This is a genomic window from Thalassospira sp. CH_XMU1458, from assembly GCF_037027205.1.
Lineage (GTDB): Bacteria > Pseudomonadota > Alphaproteobacteria > Rhodospirillales > Thalassospiraceae > Thalassospira > Thalassospira tepidiphila.
This window is the reverse complement of the sequence record NZ_JAYMDW010000001.1, coordinates 582,754-602,895: the sequence shown is the minus strand read 5'-3', so window position 1 is coordinate 602,895 and position 20,142 is coordinate 582,754. Positions and strand designations below refer to the sequence as shown.

Here is a 20,142-nt window from a genome sequence, read left to right as displayed (position 1 = left end):
TTTCCCATTGATTTCCGTGATCTAGCGCAAATCGCGCTGCATCGCCTTTTTTGCCAATCGGCGGTATGTTTTCTCAACGACGCGCTATGAGCACAGGCCATTGATTAAGAATAAAAGAAGGGCGCCCGTTGCAGGCGCCCCTCCAGTTTTTAAAACAAGGTCTTTCGACCTGTCAGACGTCAGGCCCCGATCAGGGCCCGGATCTGACGGTTGGCCACCGTGATCATGGCAAGATCGATCTGACCGGCTGAACGCAGTTCATTGATCAGATCATCACAGCGGGCACAGCCACGCTGACGATCTTGCACCCAAATATCGACAAGGTCGGAGCCGGACGAGCCTTTTTTGCCCGCAGCCAGAACCGAACGGGTCAGTTCGCGCTGATGCCCGAACAGATCGTCGATCACTGCCGCACGTGCCAGTTTCTGCCAATGGGTATCGGCTTCGATCGACTCGGCGGCGGAGCGCATCAGGCCCAACTGGAAACGTGCGCCGACTGCAAAGTAGGTGGCGGACACTTCGATCACATCGCGACCGGTTGCCTCGGCGATACGAACCACGTCACAGATCGCCACCAACTGGGTCGCAGAGGCCACACGCCAGGCGAGGTCTTCGGGGACACCTTGGGCGACCAGCGATTTGGCCTTTTGTTCCAGCGCCTTGCGTGCAGCAGCATCCTCGGGGACGATTTCATCAAAGCTTTCGATCACCTTGGAAACCGCCGGGCGGAACATCTCGATCTTTGCGCCGACATTAAGCTCCTCGCAATTGCGCAGGAACCACTGGGTAACATCGTTCACCATGCGATTGATTTCGCGGAACATGCTGGTCTGAAGTTTCGCCAGCACGACGTTATCAAGCGCTTCGATGCCTTCCCACATTTCGCGCAGCCCAAAGACAGACCGCGTGATCAGATAACCGCGTGACACATCAACTGCCGACATGCCGGTAGCTTCCATCATGTCATGGACGAACGTGCCGCCGACCCGGTTGACCAGACTGTTGGTCGCCACGGTTGCAATGATTTCGCGTCTCAGGCGGTGGTTTGAAATCGCGTTTGCGTATTTCTTGCGAAGCGGTGTCGGGAAGTAGCGCACCAGTTCCTCGACCAGAACCGGATCATCGGGCAAGTCGGACTCAAGAATTTCGTCATAAAGCCACAGCTTTGCATATGGCATCAGAACCGAGACTTCCGGACGGGTCAGGCCTTCATGCGCGTTGGCACGACGGGTGAGTTCCTCGTCATCGGGAAGGTATTCAATCTCGCGGTTCAGGCGCCCCTCGCGTTCGAGCATGCGGATCAAACGGACCTGTGCATCAAGAATATCGGCCTTTTCGGCGTCGGCATTCGAGATGGCCTGGCTTTGCAGATAGTTATCGCGCAGCACCAGTTCGCCGACCTCGTCAGTCATGTCGACAAGCAGCTTGTTGCGTTGCTTTTCGGTCATGTCGCCGGCTGCAACCACTTCGCCCACGAGGATCTTGATATTGACCTCGTGGTCCGAGCAGTTAACACCCGCCGCGTTATCAATCGCATCAGTGTTAAGGCGACCACCGGCGTGGGCGTATTCGATACGGCCCCGCTGGGTCGCACCAAGGTTTGCCCCCTCGCCAATGACCTTTGCGTGGACTTCGCGACCATTGATGCGGATGGCATCGTTGGCACGGTCACCGGCATCGGCATTGGTTTCAAGACTGGACTTGATATAGGTCCCGATCCCGCCAAACCACAAAAGTTCGACATCGGATTTCAGGATGGCCTTCATCATGTCAGCCGGGGTGACCTTGCCACTATCCAGTCCGAGGACTTTACGAACCTCGGGTGACGGATCAAGGGTCTTGGCCTTGCGATCAAAGATGTCGCCACCCTTGGACAGGACCTTTTTGTCATAATCGGTCCAGCTTGAACGCGGCATGTCAAACAGGCGTTTGCGTTCCGCAAAGCTTTTGGCCGGGTCCGGATCCGGATCGACAAAGATGTGCATGTGGTTGAAGGCCGCAACGAGTTTGATCTGCTCTGACAGCAGCATGCCATTGCCAAACACGTCACCCGACATATCGCCGACACCGGCAACGGTAAACGGCGTGGTCTGGATATTCTTGCCCATTTCGCGGAAGTGACGTTTGACCGACTCCCACGCACCCCGGGCGGTAATGCCCATTTTCTTATGGTCATAGCCCTGTGAGCCGCCCGAAGCGAAGGCATCGTCAAGCCAGAAGCCGTAATCACGGGCGACGCCATTTGCGATGTCCGAGAAGGTCGCCGTGCCCTTGTCAGCCGCAACAACCAGATAGGGATCATCATCATCAAGACGTACAACGCGTTTTGGCGGCACGATTTCACCGGCAACGATATTGTCGGTGATATCAAGCATCCCGCTCATCAGTGTTTTGTAGCAGGCAATGCCTTCCTCAAGGAACGCTTCACGCGTGCCATCGACCGGCGGACGCTTAACAACAAAGCCGCCCTTGGAGCCGACCGGGACGATAACCGCATTCTTGACCATCTGGGCTTTGACCAGACCGAGGATTTCGGTACGGAAATCTTCCTGACGGTCCGACCAGCGAATGCCGCCGCGGGCCACCGGACCACCACGCAAATGGACGGCCTCAACCCGCGGGGAATAGACAAAGATTTCACGCCACGGACGCGGCAGTGGCAAATCTTCAATCACGGCCGAGTTAAATTTGACCGACAGATAGGATTTCGGATTTCCATCCGCATCGTGCTGGAAGAAGTTGGTGCGAAGGGTCGACTGCACCAGATTGAGGAAGGCGCGCAAAATGCGGTCTTCATCCGGGTTCATCACGTCTTCGAGGCGGCTGATGATGTCAGCCTCAATCGCTGCGACCTCTTCGCCCTTGGCCGGATCGCGATCCGGATCAAAGCGCGCAATAAACAGCGACACCAGGGCGGATGCCAGAGCCGGATTGTTGGCGAGCGTCTTGGCCATATAAGCCTGCGAGAAAGCCGATCCGGTCTGGCGGGTATAACGGGCATAGGCCCGCAGAATCACCACTTCGCGCCAGTTCAGATTGCCCAGCAGCACAAGGCGGTTAAACGCATCATTTTCAACTTCACCATGCCAGATGCGGACAAACAGTTCTTGGAACTTGTTGCGCACATCATGGAGGCTGAACTCGCCGTCAACCTCGACCCCGAAATCATGAATGCGAACATCAATCCCGACATCACGCGGACTGACAGTGAAGGGATTTTCGGTAATGACCTTAAGCCCCATGTTTTCCAGCATGGGCAGGACATCCGAAAGCGGTACTGGCGCACCGGGATTGTAGATCTTGAAGCGCAGTTCGTTTTCGGCAGCTTCGATCGGGCGATAAAGATTTACCCGCAGGTCATTGGCATTAATGACCTCCTCAATGCGTTCGATATCAAGCTCTGCACTTTCGACCGTGAAGCGTTCACGATATTCCGTCGAGAAGCTTTCGCCATAGCGACGATGCAGCGCCAGGCCGCGCTCCTCGCCCAGTTCACGTACAAGGACCTGACGCAGGGTATCGGACCAGTCACGCGCCACCTCGACCAGTTGGCGTTCGATATCGGCCACACTGTATTCGGGCAGCTCGCCGGGGTTGGTTTTGACCAACAGGTGCAAACGCGCAAGCGGGCTGTCGCCGATCAGGGTGTAGTGCGCCGTGACCTTGCCATCAAAGGCGTTTTCAATCACGGTCTGGAACTTCAGGCGCAGCTTGGTTGTAAAGCGATCGCGCGGGCAGAACAGCTGACAGGAGACAAACCGTTCAAACGCATCGCGGCGCACGAACAACGCGATGCGTTGACGTTCCTGCAAATGCAGGATGCCCATGCAGGTGTGATAAAGATCGTCCAGATCGACCTGGAACAGCTCGTCACGCGGATAGGTTTCCAGAATGTTGACCAGCGCCTTGCCATCGTGACTAGCCGGCGGGAAACCGGCACGTTTGACGGTTTCGGCAAGCTTCATGCGCAGAAGCGGGATCAGACGCGGGGACAGGTTGTAGGCGACTGAAGTAAACAGGCCGACGAACAGGTGCTGACCAACGACCTTGCCCTTGGCATCGAACTGTTTGACGACAATCGTATCAAGATGCACTGGACGGTGAACCGTCGATTGTTTGTTGGCCTTGGTCACCATCAGAAGGTTCGGCTTGGCGACGAAATCCTGCACCTCGGCTGAAAGGTTGCCAATCTGGCGCAACTCATCAAAGACGTGGGTTCCTTCGCGCGACAGAATGCCGAGCTGATTTTTGACCTCGACATCCACCGGGCCCTTTTTGCCAGCATTTTTAAAGCTGTATTCCCGGTAACCTAGGAAGGTGAAGTGGTCATTGTGCAGCCATCCAAGGAAGTCCTGCACTTCTCGGCGGTCCTCGTCTGGCGCGCCTGCCTTGACATCGCCAATCTCATCAAGAACTTCGGTGACCTTTTTAAGCATCGGCTGCCAGTCGCGCACAGCAAGTGCAACGTCGGTCAGACTGTTTTCAAGTGCTTCATGGACCTTGGCCAGAACGTCCTTGTCGGTCTGCTCGTCGATTTCGACATGCATGACCGATTCACGCGGATCGTTGGTTTCTTCAACGCTGGCAACGCTTTGCAATTCACCCTTGTCATCACGGGCAATGCGCATGATCGGGTGGATGACAAGATGAACGGTCAGATCAAGCTCATGCAGGGCGGCTGTCACCGAGTCCACCAGGAACGGCATATCGGTATTGTTGATTTCGATCACTGTGTGATCAGACGTCCAGCCATGTTCTTCGAGATCGGGGTTATAGACCCTGATTTTGGCCGTATCGGCAGAGGGGCGCTTTTGCGCGAATTTGTAAAGTGTAAGTGCCGCGCCATAAAGCGAGTCGACCGAGCGACCCGCCATGTCGTCAGGCGGAACATCCTTATAAAAAAGGCGAACGAATGCTTCTGCACCCTTCGCCGTTTCACCAGACATTCGTTGATGGATCTTTTCGACAACCTTGTCGATGACTTCCCGCTTTGGGTCGCCGTTTCGGGCTTTCATGACCAATTTCCCTTTTTCCCGGCTCTGTTTGCCAGAACCGAAACACCGATCTTTGCGACCGGTGCAACACACCACTGATTTGTCTCGTTATTTGGGAAGGGAAACAGGAATTTCCACCATAGACCCACCTGGAAACCCCTTGTGTCCCTTCACGCTTACACATAACGGATCATCTGCCTAAAAACTATGCTTCTGCACAAAAAAAATTCATTTAACCAATAAGCTAGCCTTTGGTTGCCAGATCGTCGGCGGACGTGAACTGTCACAGAATTTTGCACTTTTTTGCGACGCAAAACCCGCTACACTTTGAAATACGCCCCTATTTGAGAATTTCTTCGCACTCGCACATGATCCGAAAGGAACCACGGCATGCTTGAAGGCAAAAAAGGGCTAATCGTCGGAATTGCCAATGAAATGTCCATCGCCTGGGGCTGTGCGCGCGTTTTCAAGCGCGAAGGTGCCGACATCGCAGTGACCTATTTGAACGACAAGGCCAAACGCTTTGTCGAACCATTGGCCTCCCAAATCAATGCCCCGATCTTCGCCCCACTTGATGTCCGCAATGAGGCACAGGCAGACGCGCTGTTTGCCGAGATCGAACAAAAGTGGGGAAAACTTGATTTCGTGCTGCATTCGATCGCCTTTGCCCCGGCAGATGACCTGCACGGTCGGGTAACCGATTGTTCTCGCGACGGGTTTCTGGCGGCGATGGATATATCGTGCCATTCGTTTGCGAGGCTCGCCAAACGGGCGGAGCCATTGATGCGGGGTGGCGGTGCGCTTTTGACCGTGACCTATATGGGATCAGAGCGCGTGATTGATCATTACGGGGTCATGGGGCCGGTCAAGGCAGCCCTTGAAAGCACGACTCGCTATATGGCGGCCGAACTGGGCCCGAAAGGCATTCGCTGCCATGCAATTTCACCCGGACCGCTTTTAACCCGCGCGGCTTCGGGGATTGCCGAATTTCAACATCTGATGGACCAGGCTACTGATCGCGCGCCGTCCCGTCGCCTGGTGACAATTGATGAAATTGGTGAATTGGCCGCGTTTTTGGCCAGTGACCGGGCAAAATCACTGACCGGTGATGTGGTGCATATTGATGGTGGCTATAACATCATGGGCTGAGCCACGGGTTAGCATCGCCGACTAGCGTCGCTTGATCGCGTCCTCGGCCTTGGGGGCGACGCGCTTGATCTGGCGCGCCAATGCCAGTTTGGCTTCTGCATCCGGGTCGGGTGCGGCGGCAGCAAACAGATCGGGGACATCCCCACCATTGATTGCGATCATGCGGGCATCGGTTTCCGCCTGACTTTCGACCCGACCATCGACCAGATGGCAAAGATCAAACCCGGCATCTTTCAGGGCTGGCGCAATCAGAAGCGTGCGATGGCAGTCCAGCGGGTCCTTTTCGGCACACATCAGGCAGATGCGATATTTTTCCGCCCCCGAAACCAGCCGGTCGATCCCCGATTTAAAATCAGGCCGATCTGCCATCAGGCCATAATCAAGCTGTCCGTCAGGATAAAGTTCGGGAATTTGCGGTTTTCCGCCCATCACATCGCCCATGAACACATAGGCGATACCGTTTTCCCGAAGGAACGGCCCGAAGCTGTCAGAGTCGAATGCCGTCCAATAACTTGATCGTTTGAAGGTCCGGATATCCGCCACCGCCGTGATGCGGTGGGCCTTGAAAAGCGCAAGCAGGCTTTCACGGTCATGGCCCGCATAGCCGACTGTGTATATCAGGCACCCTGATGACGTGGATTTTGCATTATTCGGATCAGACATCACAGAAGCACACGACAATTCGCATTTGCTTGCAAGCGCGAAACAGTCGACAGCCTTGGCCCAAATGCAAAAAGACCGCCCCGAAGGACGGCCTTTTATAACTTTCATCATGGAGCGGGCGAAGAGATTCGAACTCTCGACCCTAACCTTGGCAAGGTTATGCTCTACCCCTGAGCTACGCCCGCATCATCATGAAAGCGATGATATGTGAAACCGGTCTGATGGAGCGGGCGAAGAGATTCGAACTCTCGACCCTAACCTTGGCAAGGTTATGCTCTACCCCTGAGCTACGCCCGCGTTCATCAGATTGTTTCTGCCCCTGTGGAGCGGCGCGGATAATAGCCCAACAAAGAGCGATTGCAACCCTTTTTTCTTTGAAATCGCGACATCAGGAATTTTGGCGGTTTTCCTTGACTTTAAGCGTCCCAATTGTCGAAATCCGACCCGATTTATGCAAATTTGCGTCCGGTTTTGAACTTGGTTATCTTTTGGCGCACAGCCACAAGGGAAAGAGCATGAGTGATCCATCAACCCCGCTTTTCGATCATCTGGCCAAATTGGGTATCGAAACGAAAACACATGAACACGAACCGTTGTTTACGGTTGAGGATTCGCAGGCACTGCGTGGCGACCTGCCAGGGCTTCATTCCAAGAACCTGTTTGTCAAAGACAAGAAGGGCGCATTGTGGCTGGTGGTTGCCGAAGAAGAGACCGAAATCCGCATGAACCACCTGCACAAGCGGCTGGGATGCGCGCGCCTGTCGTTTGGCAAGCCGGAGCTTCTGATCGAAACGCTTGGCATAAAACCGGGGGCCGTCACCCCCTTTGCGTTGCTCAATGATCGGGACCGCAAGGTCAACTTGGCCCTTGATGCCAAGCTTGCCAACGGGGACCTGTTGAACTTTCACCCCTTGCGAAATGACCGCACCACGACAATTTCCTCGGCAGACCTGTTAACCTTCATCGGCTCGCTTGGTTATGAGGCGATGATCATTGATTTTGATGCCGAACCCGCCACGGCCAATGATAAATGAACCACGGACATCTGAGGTAAGCCCTTAAATCTTCTTATATTCAAGTATAAGTGACACGCAATATCACATGGCTGCCTCTTGTCGTCCGGGCATGGCGGTATCATCTAGAATTCAGAATTAGCGAGTGAACAATAATGTCGATCATTCTTGATGCGAATGCGCCGGATGGCGCCACCACCCAAAATCAGAATTCTGACCTGATCAAGGACAGCAGTGTTGAAACCTTCGTCCAGGACGTTATCGAGCCGTCGATGGAAGTGCCGGTGGTTGTCGATTTCTGGGCGCCATGGTGCGGTCCGTGCAAAAGTCTGACGCCGGTGATCGAAAAAGTCACCCGTGAGGCTGGCGGGCGCGTGAAACTGGTCAAGGTCAATATCGACGAGAACCAGGAACTGGCGATGCAGCTTCGCATCCAGTCGGTACCGACCGTGTACGCCTTCAAGGGCGGCCGCCCGGTCGATGGTTTTCAGGGTGCGCAGCCCGAAAGCGAAGTGCGCGCGTTCTATGAAAAACTCGCTGGTGGTCCGATTGAAAGCCCGATTGAGGGACTGCTTGAACAGGCAAGTGCCGCACTTGCAGAGGAAAACTTTGAAGCAGCCCATGGTCTTTATGTCAGCGTACTTGAGCGCGAACAGGACAATGAAACCGCAATTGGCGGCATGATCCGTTGCATGGTGGGCATGGATGAAGTTGAAGAAGCCCGCCACTTCGTTGACAACATGTCCGATGTTGATCGCCTGAAGGCACCGATTGCAGCCGCCATCAGCGCGCTTGAACTGGCCGAGACCGGGGTTTCGGGTGAAGACCTTGAAGCTGCGCGCGCCAAGGCGGAAGCCAACCCGAACGACCCGCAGGCGCTTTATGATTACGGCATGGCCTGTTTTGCCAAGAACAAGCGCGAAGAAGCGGTCAACGCCATGATCACCATCATTCGCACCAACCGCGAATGGAACGAGGACGCAGGACGCACCCAGCTCCTGAAGTTTTTTGAAGCCTGGGGTCCGATGGACCCTGCCAGCGTCGCCGGACGCCGTGCATTATCGACGGTATTGTTCTCATGAGCATATGCGGCCCCTTTGATCCTGAACTTTCGGACCTTCCGGAAACCATGCCGGTATTCCCGCTAAGCGGTGCACTTTTACTGCCGCGCGGGCATTTGCCGCTCAATATCTTTGAGCCGCGCTACATGAATATGATCACGGATGCGCTTGGACAGGACCGGATGATCGGGATGATTCAACCCCGGCCGGATCAGCGTAACGCTTATTTCATGGACCCGGATCGCCCGGAGATCTTTTCGACAGGATGTGCGGGCCGCATTACCGCCTTTAGCGAAACCGACGATGGACGTTTTCTGATCACCCTGACCGGTGTCTGCCGATTTACCGTCATCGAGGAATTGCCCGAAAATTCCGGCGGATATCGCCGGGTGCGTGGTGATTTCGCGCCGTGGAAGAAGGATCTGACCACGCCCAAGGATGATGATACGCCGATCAATCGTGATCGCCTGCGCATGGCGCTTGACGCCTATTTCGCACAACACTCGCTGCAATCATGCTGGGACACACTGGCAGATAGCGATGATGAAATGCTGATCACCACCATTTCCATGGGCTGTCGCCTCAGTCCGCTTGAAAAACAGGCTTTGCTCGAATGCACAACGCTGTATGATCGCGGCGATATGCTAACGTCGTTGCTTGAAATGGCGGTCCATGCCGATCCCAAGCACGCACACAGCAATGCCAACTGAACATACTTGCCGCCGCACACGGCAAATCCAACCCGAAGGCTGAATTGATGACCGCGACCCATAGCCCGGTAGACCCGAAACTTCTTGAAATCCTTGTCTGTCCGGTGACCAAACAGGCGTTGGAATATGATCGTGAAAATAACGAACTGATCAGCCCGAAGGCCGGTCTTGCCTATCCGATCCGCGACGGCATTCCGATCATGCTGCCCGACGAAGCCCGTGCCATCGAAGACTAAGGCAAAGGTTGCCTGCCACCATGCCCAGCGACGGTTTTACGCCCGCTTTCACTCCGGTTGAAATCAATTATCTGCGTGATGACCGCATTCTGGAAATCATCTGGGATGACGGTGTTCAAACACGCCTTGGCGCCGAGTTGCTTCGGGTGGAAAGCCCGTCCGCCGAAGTTCAAGGCCATCATCCCTCAGAAAAGAAGATCATCGCCGGCCGCCGGCATGTCGGCATCATCGATATTGTGCCGGTCGGGAATTATGCCGTGCGCATTACCTTCGACGATTTGCACGATAGCGGCCTGTTTAGCTGGCAATATCTGCGCGAACTGCACGGCAATCAGGACAAGCTCTGGAACGACTATCTCGCCGCACTCAAAGCACGCGGCCTGTCACGCGATCCTGCCAAACGCTGACGCTCCCCCCTTCTTTCTAAAAGTCCCAAAACAAAAACGGCCCTGCCAAAGACAGGACCGTTTTTAGTGTCTTGCTGTGCGGGGAAGTTATCCTCGGACGCACAATTTATTAGAAGCGATAGCCAATACCGACACCGAACAACCACGGATCAATATTCGCATCCGCTTTGACCGCACCGTTGTTCACAGAAACGTCGGTATCCAGATAGATTTTCTTCACATCAACGTTCAGCGACCACGGACCCGAAATCGCATAGTCGAAGCCAGCCTGGAAGGCATATCCAAAGCCGTCATCATAGTCGACGGAGCTAAACTGGCCTGGTTTGGAGTCATAGAAGAAGGTGTAGTTGATACCTGCACCGATATACGGGCTCCAGCGGCTTTCCGGCATAAAGTGATACTGCAGGGTCAGGGTCGGCGGCAGCAGACGGACGCTCCCCAGATCCTTGCCGTCGCTCCAGGTCACATCATGCTTCGAGGTACCCGCGATCAGCTCAAGCGCGATGTTGTCAGTCACGAAGTAGGAAAAGTCGACTTCCGGAATGACGTCATTGTCAATTTCGCCTTTACCCGCAAGGGTATTGCTATCGACGTCTTCGTCAGGAACGACACCAACGACACGGCCACGAATCAAAATGTCGCCAGCCTGTTTGGTTTTGAATTCGGCGGTCTGCGCGGAAGCCGGATTGGCAGCAACAAACGAAGCGGCCATAATGCCACCCAACAATGCGGCACCAAGGAGTTTGGATTTGAATGACATTATCTGTCCCCTGTTAGTTTGATCAACTCGAGGGGGACATTGCGCTTTTCTGTTTGCTGACTTGTTGACACAAATCAACAATCACTCACAAAAAACGACATGTTTTTGAATGGTTTTAAATGACCTTTGATCACCTATCGCAATTTTTCGACCGGAAGATCTGGCTATATTCCCCGGTTGCGGCAAAAGGCAATCCGGTTACAGCGGCTTGCCCTGCATCAGTTTTGGCAAGGTACCGGCATAGCCCATCGCATGCGACATGAAGGTCTTTTTTAGGGGCGGGATTTTCTCGACAATTGCCAATCCGATATCACGCGCCCAACGGATCGGTGCAATATCGTTCGAGAACAGGCGCGTGGTGATATCGGTTACCGCCAGCATCACCGTGTTATCGAAACGGCGCCATTGTTCATATTCTGCGAGCACATCGGCACTGCCGATATCACGACCAAGACGACGGGCATTGACCAGAATTTCTGCCAGAACCGCAACATCGCGGATCCCCATATTCAGGCCCTGGCCAGCAATCGGGTGCATGCCGTGCGCCGCATCACCAATCAACGCCAAGCGATCCTGGGTGTAGTGATAGGCGTGCTGCAGCCCAAGCGGATAGCAGAAGCGTGGCCCGATAACTTCAAGATCACCAAGATAGCCGTCAAACCGGCGATGCAATTCATCAAGGAAGGTCTGATCATCAAGATTGACCAGATAATTGGCCTGATCCGTGCCCTCGGTCCAGACAATCGAGCAACGGCTATCGGTCATCGGCAGGATTGCAAACGGGCCTGCCGGCAGGAAATGCTCGACCGCCAGCCCATTGTGGGGCTGCTGATGCTTGACGGTGCAAACCACCGCACTTTGCTTATAACTCCAGTTATAGGTCTTGATACCGGCCCATTCGCGCAACATGGATTTGCGCCCCTCGGCCCCGATGGCAAGTGGTGCGCGCACGACTTGTCCGCCGGCCAGCGTAATGGTCATGGCACCCTGATCACGTACAATCGTTTCGACCTTGGCCGGTGCAATCATTTTGATCAGATCGTTTTTTTCGATGGCACGATAAAGCGCACTGCGCGTGACAAGGTTTTCGACAATGTAGCCAAGTGGCTCATCACCGACATCATGATGGTCGTAATGCAGGAAAAGCGGGCTTTGACCGTCGGCAATGCGGATATCAAGGATCGGCTCCGCACCATCGGCCATGTTTTCCCAGGCTCCGATCACTTCCAAAACCGATTTGGAGGCAGCGGCAATCGCACAGGTACGGCCATCGTAATTGGCCGTCAGGATTGTTTTGGGGTCTGCATAATCAATCACCACCGACTTGATGCCGCCATGGGCCAGCGCCAAGGCCATAGAGGCACCGTTCAAGCCGCCCCCAAGAATAATGACATCGGTTTGAAGTGGCTGCTGATCATGCATATCGCAATTTCCTGTGTCGTTTGGCCTTGGCCAGTGATGCCGGTTTACAGTGCAGCTTGGCATCCTGCGTTGACCTGACGCAATAGGGCGTCGTGAAAGCGTTGTTTGCACATCTTTACCCTGCCCGATACGCAGCCACAACCCGCACCGATCATCGACGCGCAGTTATCACGACCTTTGCCAGCACAACATCGGGGCAAAACCATCTTTGAAAGCCGTGAATGCGCCATCGCCACCTGCCAAGGCATATCACCCCTTGGTTGCGACAAGTCCCGCGGAACCAGAATGCCAATTGCCACAGAGCCTTGAGCTGTAAGCGCTTTTCAATTACGCGACAGGTTGATTAAAAAATATGCATATTTTTTGAACAGCCACAGATTTTGTGCAGATTTTAATCCGGTCATGACAGAACGAAGTCATAATTTCGTCGGATCGATTCATCATTTTGTGCAACAAAAACAGTAATTTAAGATTTTTATTCTGAGTCTGGCACGATTCTTGGTTTGGAGACTGCGACTGCGAAATCGTGATTACCACGTTGGTACTCAACGGATATGCCGGGAGGTCGCATTATTATGAAACTTGTTACTGCTGTCATTAAGCCGTTCAAACTGGACGAAGTCCGTGAAGCGCTTAGCGCACTGGGCGTCCAGGGTTTGACGGTCACCGAAGTTAAAGGTTTTGGTCGCCAGAAAGGTCAGACCGAAATTTATCGTGGTGCTGAATACATGGTCAGCTTCCTGCCGAAGGTGAAGCTGGAAGTCGCCATCACGGATAATCTGGTTGATCAGGTTGTCGAAGCCATCACCAAAACTGCTCAAACCGGGAAAATCGGGGACGGTAAGATTTTCGTTCTTGATGTGAATCAGGCGGTTCGTATCCGTACTGGTGAAACCGGCGACGACGCCCTGTAAGTCCAGAGACAAGGGGAGACATTATGACTATTTCCATGAAGAAAACCGGCCTTGCTGCGGCTGCAGCTACCGCCCTTCTGGCAATCGCTTCTCCGGCTTTTGCTCAGGACGCAGGCGTTCCGGCTGAAACCCAGTTCATTCTCAACAGCTTTAGCTTCCTGTTCAGTGGCGCAATCGTCATGTTCATGGCGGCTGGCTTTGCTATGCTTGAGAGCGGCCTGGTTCGTACCAAAAACGTTACCACCATCCTGCTGAAGAACATTTCGCTCTTCGCAATCGCGGGCATCATGTACTACCTCATCGGTTACAACCTGATGTACATGGATGTATCTGGCTGGATCGGCTCGCTGAGCCTGTGGAGCGCAGATGACTCCGCTGCCCTTGGTGGTGATTTCTCTGGCGGTTATTCCGCAACGTCCGACTGGTTCTTCCAGATGGTCTTCGTTGCAACCGCAGCTTCGATCGTATCGGGTACTGTTGCCGAGCGTATCAAACTGTGGCCGTTCCTGATCTTCGTCGTTGTTCTGACTGGCGTTCTGTATCCGATCACCGGTGCATGGACCTGGGGCGGCGGCTGGCTGTCGGAAATGGGCTTCTCTGACTTTGCCGGTTCCACCATTGTTCACTCGGTCGGCGGCTGGGCTGCTCTGACCGGTGCGATCATCCTTGGTGCACGTAAAGGCAAGTACGGCGAAGACGGTTCCGTTCACCCGATGCCGGGTTCGAACCTTCCGCTTGCAACGCTTGGTACCTTCGTCCTGTGGCTCGGCTGGTTCGGCTTCAACGGTGGTTCTCAGCTTGCTATGGGTACCGGTGCTGACGTCATCGCCATTGCCAACATCTATGGCAACACCACCATGGCAGCTGCCGGCGGTGTGGTTGCAGCAATGATCCTGACCCAGATCCTTTACAAAAAGGTCGACCTCACCATGGCACTTAACGGTGCACTGGCTGGTCTGGTTTCGATCACGGCTGCTCCGGACACCCCGACCATTGGCTCGGCGATCATCATCGGTGCCATCGGTGGTATCCTGGTTGTTGTTGCAGTTCCGTTGCTCGACAAACTGAAAATCGACGACGTTGTCGGCGCTGTTTCGGTTCACCTTGTTTGCGGTATCTGGGGCACGCTTGCTGTTCCGTTCACCAATGACGGTGCTTCCTTCGGCACGCAGATCACCGGTATCGTTGCAATGGGTGCCTTCACCATCGTTGCCTCGTCGATCGTGTGGCTGGCTCTGAAGTTCACTGTTGGTATTCGCCTCTCCGAGGAAGAAGAAGCCAACGGTGCGGACGCAACCGAACTTGGCATGGAAGCCTATCCGGAATTCGGTAAGGGTTCCCAGCGCTTCTAAAAATGACTTTCTGACAGGTGCCGTGTTCGCACGGCACCTGATCGATCAGATCAAAAGCCCGTCCGGGGAAAACCGGGCGGGCCTTTTTTTGTTCCATGCTGCCTTTTTGGGCAGCGTTTTGATCACTTGGAAGGCAAAGGCGTTTTTTGCCCCTAAAACCGAATGCCTCACCCCGACAGTCAAATACCGAGCAACAGCCTTGGCATTTTACGCTTTGCTGCCCGGTTTTGCGGCATTGGCACGAAAATTGATCTTGGCTGCCCCGAACCAGAGTCCGGCTGCCCCGACAAGACCGGACCGAGAGGAAACGCTATTTGAAAAGGGGACGCCTTATGGGGGCCTTCCAGACTGCCTCGGACGTATTTTTCGTCCTGATGGGCGCTATTATGGTGCTCGCGATGCACGCCGGTTTTGCCTTTCTTGAAGTCGGCACGGTTCGCAAAAAGAATCAGGTTAACGCACTGGTTAAGATCATTGTTGATTTCGCTGTTTCGACCATTGCCTATTTCCTTGTCGGCTACAGCGTTGCATATGGCGTTGATTTCTTTGCCAATGCTGGCGTTCTGAGCGGTCAGATCACCCCCGAAAACAGCCCAGCCTTTGCTGATAGCGGCTATGATCTGGTCAAATTCTTCTTCCTTTTGACGTTTGCAGCTGCGATCCCGGCCATTATTTCTGGCGGTATTGCAGAACGCGCGCGTTTCTATCCGCAGCTGTTTGCCACCGCTATTCTGGTGGGTGTTTGCTATCCCCTGTTTGAAGGCATGGTCTGGAACAACAATTTCGGTTTCCAGGACATGATCGAAGCCACTTTTGGCGCACCGTTCCATGATTTTGCCGGTTCCATCGTCGTTCATGCCGTTGGCGGCTGGATCGCCCTTGGTGCTGTGATCAATCTCGGCGTTCGTCGCGGGCGATACACCAAAACCGGTGGCCTCGTCGGTATTCCGCCGTCAAACATTCCCTTCCTGGCTTTGGGGTCTTGGGTTCTTTGTGTTGGCTGGTTTGGCTTTAACGTCATGTCCGCACAATCAATAAGCGGTATTACCGGACTGGTTGCGGTTAACTCGCTGATGGCGATGGTCGGCGGCATTCTGACGGCATTGATTGCCGGTCGAAATGATCCCGGTTTTGTCCATAACGGCGCACTTGCCGGACTGGTTGCCGTTTGCGCCGGATCAGATGTCATGCATCCGTTGGGTGCACTTGTGACCGGCGGTCTTGCCGGTGCGCTGTTTGTCTGGGGCTTTAATCAGTGTCAGGCAAAATGGAAAATCGATGATGTCCTCGGCGTTTGGCCGCTGCACGGCATGTGCGGTCTTCTTGGCGGGATTGCCTGTGGCATCTTTGGCCTTGAGGCCCTTGGCGGTATGGGCGGCGTTTCGTTCAGCGCACAGCTGGCAGGGTCGCTGATTGGTGTCGTTTTTGCGACCGTGGTCGGCTTTGTTGTCTATGGCGCCCTAAAAGCCACCATTGGCATCCGTCTGTCCGAAGAAGCCGAGTTTGATGGTGCGGATATCTCGATCCACAACATCGGCGCATATCCAGAGGACGATCTCCGCGCGAGCTAGGTTGCGCGACCAGCAACAGAGTTAATACTCTTTCAAGCCCGGAAAGCGCATCTTTCCGGGCTTTTTGCGTTGGCTTACCCGTGCTCTTAAATGTTTCTTTGCACTTTTGGCATAGGGGTAAAGTCAGGGGATTTTACCCATCTTCCGAATAACGGGACCGCGAACGGCGGACCACAGATCATGCTGGATTGACGACGACCATGTTTAACGCGCGCCTGGATCAATTGCCTGCCTATCCGTTTCCGCGATTGGCAACCCTGCTTGACGGGATCGAACCCGGTCAGCCGCCGCTTGTTATGTCGATCGGCGAGCCACAGCACGAACCGCCCGCCATGATCACCGAGGCAATGGTCAAACATGCCAGCCTTTGGCACAAATACCCGCCCGGCACCGGTACGCCGGAATTGCGCGACGCCATCAAAAACTGGCTTGATCGCCGCTATAACCTGCCCAAAGACATGATCGACCGTGATGATCACGTCCTGCCGGTCGCAGGCACGCGCGAGGCACTTTATCTGATTGCCACCACCGTCATTCCACAGGATCAACCGGGTCCTAAACCCAAGGTCTTGCTGCCCAACCCGTTCTATCAGGTCTATTGCGGCGCAGCGGTTTTGAATGACGCGGAAATGGTGCCGCTGGCAGCAGAGCCGGAAAACGGGTTCCTGCCCGATCTTGATCAGATTGATGCCAAGGATCTTGATGCCTGCGCGCTGTTCTTCCTTTGCTCGCCGGCCAACCCGCAAGGGGCGATTGCATCACGTGCGTACCTCGAACAGATCATTGCATTGGCGCGCAAGCATGACTTCGTGCTGGCCATGGATGAGTGCTATGCCGATATCTATGACAGCACCGCACCGACCGGCGCGCTTGAAATCTGTACCGCACAGGGTGGAAACATGGACAATATTCTTGTCTTCCACAGTCTTTCGAAACGATCCAGTGCGCCGGGTTTGCGTTCAGGCTTCGTTGCCGGTGATGCAAAGATCATCAAACGCTTTACCGCACTGCGCAGCTATTGCTCGGCCACCATTCCGATGCCGGTCATGGCCGCATCCACCGCACTTTGGAACGATGATGCCCATGCGGAGGCCAACCGGGATATCTATCGAGCCAAAATCGACATCGCCGAGGAAGTCTTTGGCAACCGGTTTGGCTTCTATCGCCCGCCCGGCGGATTTTTCCTGTGGCTTGATGTCGGCGATGATGAGGCCGCCACCCGAAAAATCTGGAAAGAATCCGGGGTAAAGGTCATTCCGGGCAGTTACCTGTCATTGACCGATGCCAATGGCGACAATCCGGGCAAACGGTTCATCCGCATTGCCTTGGTGCATGATCTTGAAACCACGCGGGAAGGACTGACCCGCATCGCTAAGGCATTGGAAAGCTAAACCGACGCTTCGCCCGACCAGAACAGCAGGACTTAACCAGAACGGATACCCAGATGAGCAGCCAGTCAAACACTCTTGGAACCGCATTCATGCCCGGCAGTCTCGTGACACTGCTCAAGCGCAGTGGTTTGCGGTTTTGCGGCCTGGGGCTGGTATTGCTGGCCATGGCCCTGTTCATCATGCTGATCGGTTTTCATCCCGGCGACCCATCGTTTAACCATGCCACGGACCGCACGACGATTTTTAATCCGTTGGGGATTGTCGGGGCCTATGGCGCGGATTTGATGCTGCGGACCCTTGGTCTGGCATCCGCACTGATTACCGTTTTGCTTGTCGCCTGGGGCCTGCGCCTGATTGCGGTCAAACCGTTCCGTTGGATGTGGGCACGTTTCCTTGTCTTGCCGCTGGCACTGCTTCTTGTCGCGGTTTCGGCAGCCGCCATTCAGCCGGGCATGCATTGGCCGCTGACGGTTGGTCTGGGCGGCTTTGCCGGTGATTTGCTGCTGGGCAAGCTTCAGGCCGGTTTTGCGATGATTGGGGTTCCCGGCGCACGGGCCCTGATCGCATTGGCATCCATGATGCTTGGTCTGGCACTGACGATCTTTTGTATGGCCTATTCCCTGTCTGAATGGGGACGGTTGGGCACGGCGCTGTCCTTTGCCGGCGGCAAGGTGATTGCAGGCATTCGTGCCATTATCCCGACTGGCAGCAACGATGAGCCGCTTGCCAAGCGTGCCCCGGGCTCGCGTCAGGAACCGTCGATGGACACAGGCAAGTCCAAGCTTGGCACGGCCATTTCAACCCGGAAATCTGAACCGGATGTTGCCGCGGATGATTATGACGAGTTTGACGACGATGACGATCACGAACCGCCGGTTCATATTGTCGCCGCGCCAGCCGCCAAGCTGCAACCAAGCCAGAAGGCCGCAGCGCAGCGTCAGGCATCGTTTGATCTGGGCTCGGATGAGTATCGTTTCCCACCGCTTGATCTGCTTGGTGAACCTGATCCGGCCGATGCCAACCAGATCGATCAGGAAGCCTTGGCACAGAATGCCCGTTTGCTTGAAACCGTGCTTCAGGACTTTGGCGTTAAGGGCGAGATCGTTCAGGTTCGCCCGGGCCCGGTTGTCACCCTTTATGAGCTCGAGCCCGCCGCAGGCGTCAAATCATCGCGCGTGATTGGCCTGGCAGATGATATTGCGCGTTCCATGAGTGCGATTGCCGCCCGTGTTGCCGTGGTGCCCGGACGCAACGTCATCGGGATCGAACTGCCAAACTCGCGCCGTGAAACCGTTCATCTGCATGAAATTCTGGCATCGAGTGATTTTGAAAAGAATACCGGCAAGCTCAATATGAGCCTCGGTAAGGATATCGGCGGCACACCGGTAATTGCCGATCTGTCCAAAATGCCGCACTTGCTGATTGCCGGTACCACCGGTTCGGGTAAATCGGTGGGTGTGAACGCGATGATCCTGTCATTGCTCTATCGCCTAAAGCCTGAAGAATGCCGCTTCATCATGATCGATCCCAAGATGCTTGAATTGTCGATCTATGACGGCATTCCGCATCTTCTGACCCCGGTCGTGACCGACCCGCACAAGGCGGTTGTTGCCCTGAAATGGGCCGTGCGCGAGATGGAAGACCGTTATCGCGCCATGAGCCAGGTCGGTGTGCGTAACATTGCGGGCTATAACAAACGCATCAAGGAAGCCGCCGCCAAGGGCGAACAGCTTACCCGACGTGTTCAGACCGGCTTTGATCCGGAAACCGGCAAACCGATCTTTGAAGATCAGGAACTGCCGATGGAGCCGCTGCCATTTATCGTCATCATCGTCGACGAAATGGCCGACCTGATGCTGGTTGCCGGCAAGGATGTTGAGGCCTCGATCCAGCGATTGGCACAGATGGCCCGTGCGGCTGGTCTGCACCTGATCATGGCGACCCAGCGTCCGTCAGTCGACGTGATCACCGGTACGATCAAGGCCAACTTCCCGACGCGTATTTCCTATTCCGTGACCTCGAAAATCGACTCGCGCACCATTCTGGGTGAAATGGGCGCCGAGCAGCTTTTGGGTCAGGGGGATATGCTTTACATGGGTCAGGGCGGCCGTTTGCAGCGTGTCCACGGCCCGTTTGTTTCCGATGAAGAAGTCGAAAGCATCGTCAAGCATCTGCGCGATCAGGGCGACCCGGCCTATCTTGAAACCGTTACCGAAGAACCCGAAGAAGACCCGGTCGCGGCCTATATGGCCGGTGGCAATGCCGGGGCTGGTGGGGGCGGATCAGATGATGATCTCTACAATCAGGCAGTTGGTATTGTCCTTCGCGAGAAGAAGGCATCGACCAGCTTCATCCAACGCAAGCTTTCAATCGGCTATAACCGCGCAGCCCGCATTATCGAGCAGATGGAAGAAAACGGCGTCGTTTCGGCCGCCAACCATGTCGGCAAGCGTGAAGTGCTTATGGAAAATATGGATGGGACCCCATACGAGTATTAGG

Annotated in this window: 15 protein-coding genes and 2 tRNA genes; 11 read left to right on the top strand and 6 right to left on the bottom strand. The window is 54.9% G+C overall.

Annotated elements, in window-relative coordinates:
- Positions 1–179: 179 nt before the first annotated feature.
- Positions 180–5,015, bottom strand: coding sequence for an NAD-glutamate dehydrogenase (locus WBY09_RS02815; protein ID WP_336231907.1), 4,836 nt, complete (start codon positions 5,013–5,015; stop codon positions 180–182).
- A gap of 369 nt (positions 5,016–5,384) precedes the next feature.
- Here WBY09_RS02815 and fabI point away from each other — a divergent pair, with 369 nt between their 5' ends.
- Positions 5,385–6,143, top strand: a complete 759-nt coding sequence (gene fabI, locus WBY09_RS02810; protein WP_336231906.1) for an enoyl-ACP reductase FabI — start codon at positions 5,385–5,387, stop codon at positions 6,141–6,143.
- A gap of 21 nt (positions 6,144–6,164) precedes the next feature.
- Here fabI and WBY09_RS02805 read toward each other — a convergent pair whose 3' ends face one another.
- The 3 genes from WBY09_RS02805 to WBY09_RS02795 all read right to left on the bottom strand — a co-directional run bounded on the left by WBY09_RS02805 (position 6,165) and on the right by WBY09_RS02795 (position 7,103).
- Positions 6,165–6,806, bottom strand: coding sequence for a DUF488 domain-containing protein (locus tag WBY09_RS02805; protein WP_336231905.1), 642 nt, complete (start codon positions 6,804–6,806; stop codon positions 6,165–6,167).
- Between the two features lie 110 nt (positions 6,807–6,916).
- A tRNA-Gly gene (locus tag WBY09_RS02800) sits at positions 6,917–6,991 on the bottom strand.
- Between the two features lie 37 nt (positions 6,992–7,028).
- Positions 7,029–7,103, bottom strand: a tRNA-Gly gene (locus WBY09_RS02795).
- A 218-nt stretch (positions 7,104–7,321) separates the two neighbouring features.
- Here WBY09_RS02795 and WBY09_RS02790 point away from each other — a divergent pair.
- The 5 genes from WBY09_RS02790 to WBY09_RS02770 all read left to right on the top strand — a co-directional run bounded on the left by WBY09_RS02790 (position 7,322) and on the right by WBY09_RS02770 (position 10,233).
- On the top strand, positions 7,322–7,840 hold the full coding sequence (locus WBY09_RS02790; protein ID WP_336231904.1) for a prolyl-tRNA synthetase associated domain-containing protein: 519 nt from the start codon (positions 7,322–7,324) through the stop codon (positions 7,838–7,840).
- A gap of 134 nt (positions 7,841–7,974) precedes the next feature.
- Positions 7,975–8,901, top strand: a complete 927-nt coding sequence (gene trxA / locus WBY09_RS02785) for a thioredoxin (RefSeq protein WP_197146193.1) — start codon at positions 7,975–7,977, stop codon at positions 8,899–8,901.
- Positions 8,898–9,590 (top strand): LON peptidase substrate-binding domain-containing protein, encoded by a 693-nt coding sequence (locus tag WBY09_RS02780; protein WP_063086610.1) that lies wholly within the window; start codon positions 8,898–8,900, stop codon positions 9,588–9,590. The genes trxA and WBY09_RS02780 overlap by 4 nt, the downstream gene beginning before the upstream one ends.
- 47 nt (positions 9,591–9,637) lie before the next feature.
- Entirely contained in the window at positions 9,638–9,826 is a 189-nt protein-coding gene (locus WBY09_RS02775; protein ID WP_008888548.1) for a Trm112 family protein, read from the top strand.
- A gap of 20 nt (positions 9,827–9,846) precedes the next feature.
- Positions 9,847–10,233, top strand: coding sequence for a DUF971 domain-containing protein (locus WBY09_RS02770; RefSeq protein WP_336231903.1), 387 nt, complete (start codon positions 9,847–9,849; stop codon positions 10,231–10,233).
- 109 nt (positions 10,234–10,342) lie between these two features.
- On the opposite strand, the gene WBY09_RS02765 is transcribed toward WBY09_RS02770, so the two are convergent.
- Both WBY09_RS02765 and ubiH read right to left on the bottom strand, forming a co-directional pair.
- Positions 10,343–10,993 carry an OmpW/AlkL family protein gene (locus WBY09_RS02765; protein WP_336231902.1) on the bottom strand — a complete coding sequence of 217 codons (651 nt, stop codon included), beginning with the start codon at positions 10,991–10,993 and terminating at the stop codon, positions 10,343–10,345.
- A gap of 198 nt (positions 10,994–11,191) precedes the next feature.
- Positions 11,192–12,415 (bottom strand): 2-octaprenyl-6-methoxyphenyl hydroxylase, encoded by a 1,224-nt coding sequence (gene ubiH, locus WBY09_RS02760; protein WP_336231901.1) that lies wholly within the window; start codon positions 12,413–12,415, stop codon positions 11,192–11,194.
- 575 nt (positions 12,416–12,990) lie between these two features.
- On the opposite strand from ubiH, the gene glnK reads away from it, so the two are divergent.
- The 5 genes from glnK to WBY09_RS02735 all read left to right on the top strand — a co-directional run bounded on the left by glnK (position 12,991) and on the right by WBY09_RS02735 (position 20,141).
- A complete protein-coding gene (gene glnK, locus WBY09_RS02755; RefSeq protein ID WP_008888552.1) occupies positions 12,991–13,329 on the top strand; it encodes a P-II family nitrogen regulator in 339 nt (112 codons plus the stop codon).
- Positions 13,330–13,352: 23 nt separating this feature from the next.
- Positions 13,353–14,681 carry an ammonium transporter gene (gene amt, locus WBY09_RS02750; RefSeq protein ID WP_120224021.1) on the top strand — a complete coding sequence of 443 codons (1,329 nt, stop codon included), beginning with the start codon at positions 13,353–13,355 and terminating at the stop codon, positions 14,679–14,681.
- A 332-nt stretch (positions 14,682–15,013) separates the two neighbouring features.
- The gene (locus tag WBY09_RS02745) at positions 15,014–16,252 is read left to right on the top strand and encodes an ammonium transporter (RefSeq protein WP_197147744.1); all 1,239 of its coding nucleotides are present in this window, start codon (positions 15,014–15,016) and stop codon (positions 16,250–16,252) included.
- A 200-nt stretch (positions 16,253–16,452) separates the two neighbouring features.
- The gene (locus tag WBY09_RS02740; protein WP_197146197.1) at positions 16,453–17,643 is read left to right on the top strand and encodes an aminotransferase class I/II-fold pyridoxal phosphate-dependent enzyme; all 1,191 of its coding nucleotides are present in this window, start codon (positions 16,453–16,455) and stop codon (positions 17,641–17,643) included.
- 53 nt (positions 17,644–17,696) lie between these two features.
- Positions 17,697–20,141, top strand: a complete 2,445-nt coding sequence (locus WBY09_RS02735; protein WP_197146198.1) for a DNA translocase FtsK — start codon at positions 17,697–17,699, stop codon at positions 20,139–20,141.
- The last annotated feature ends 1 nt before the right edge of the window (position 20,142 follow it).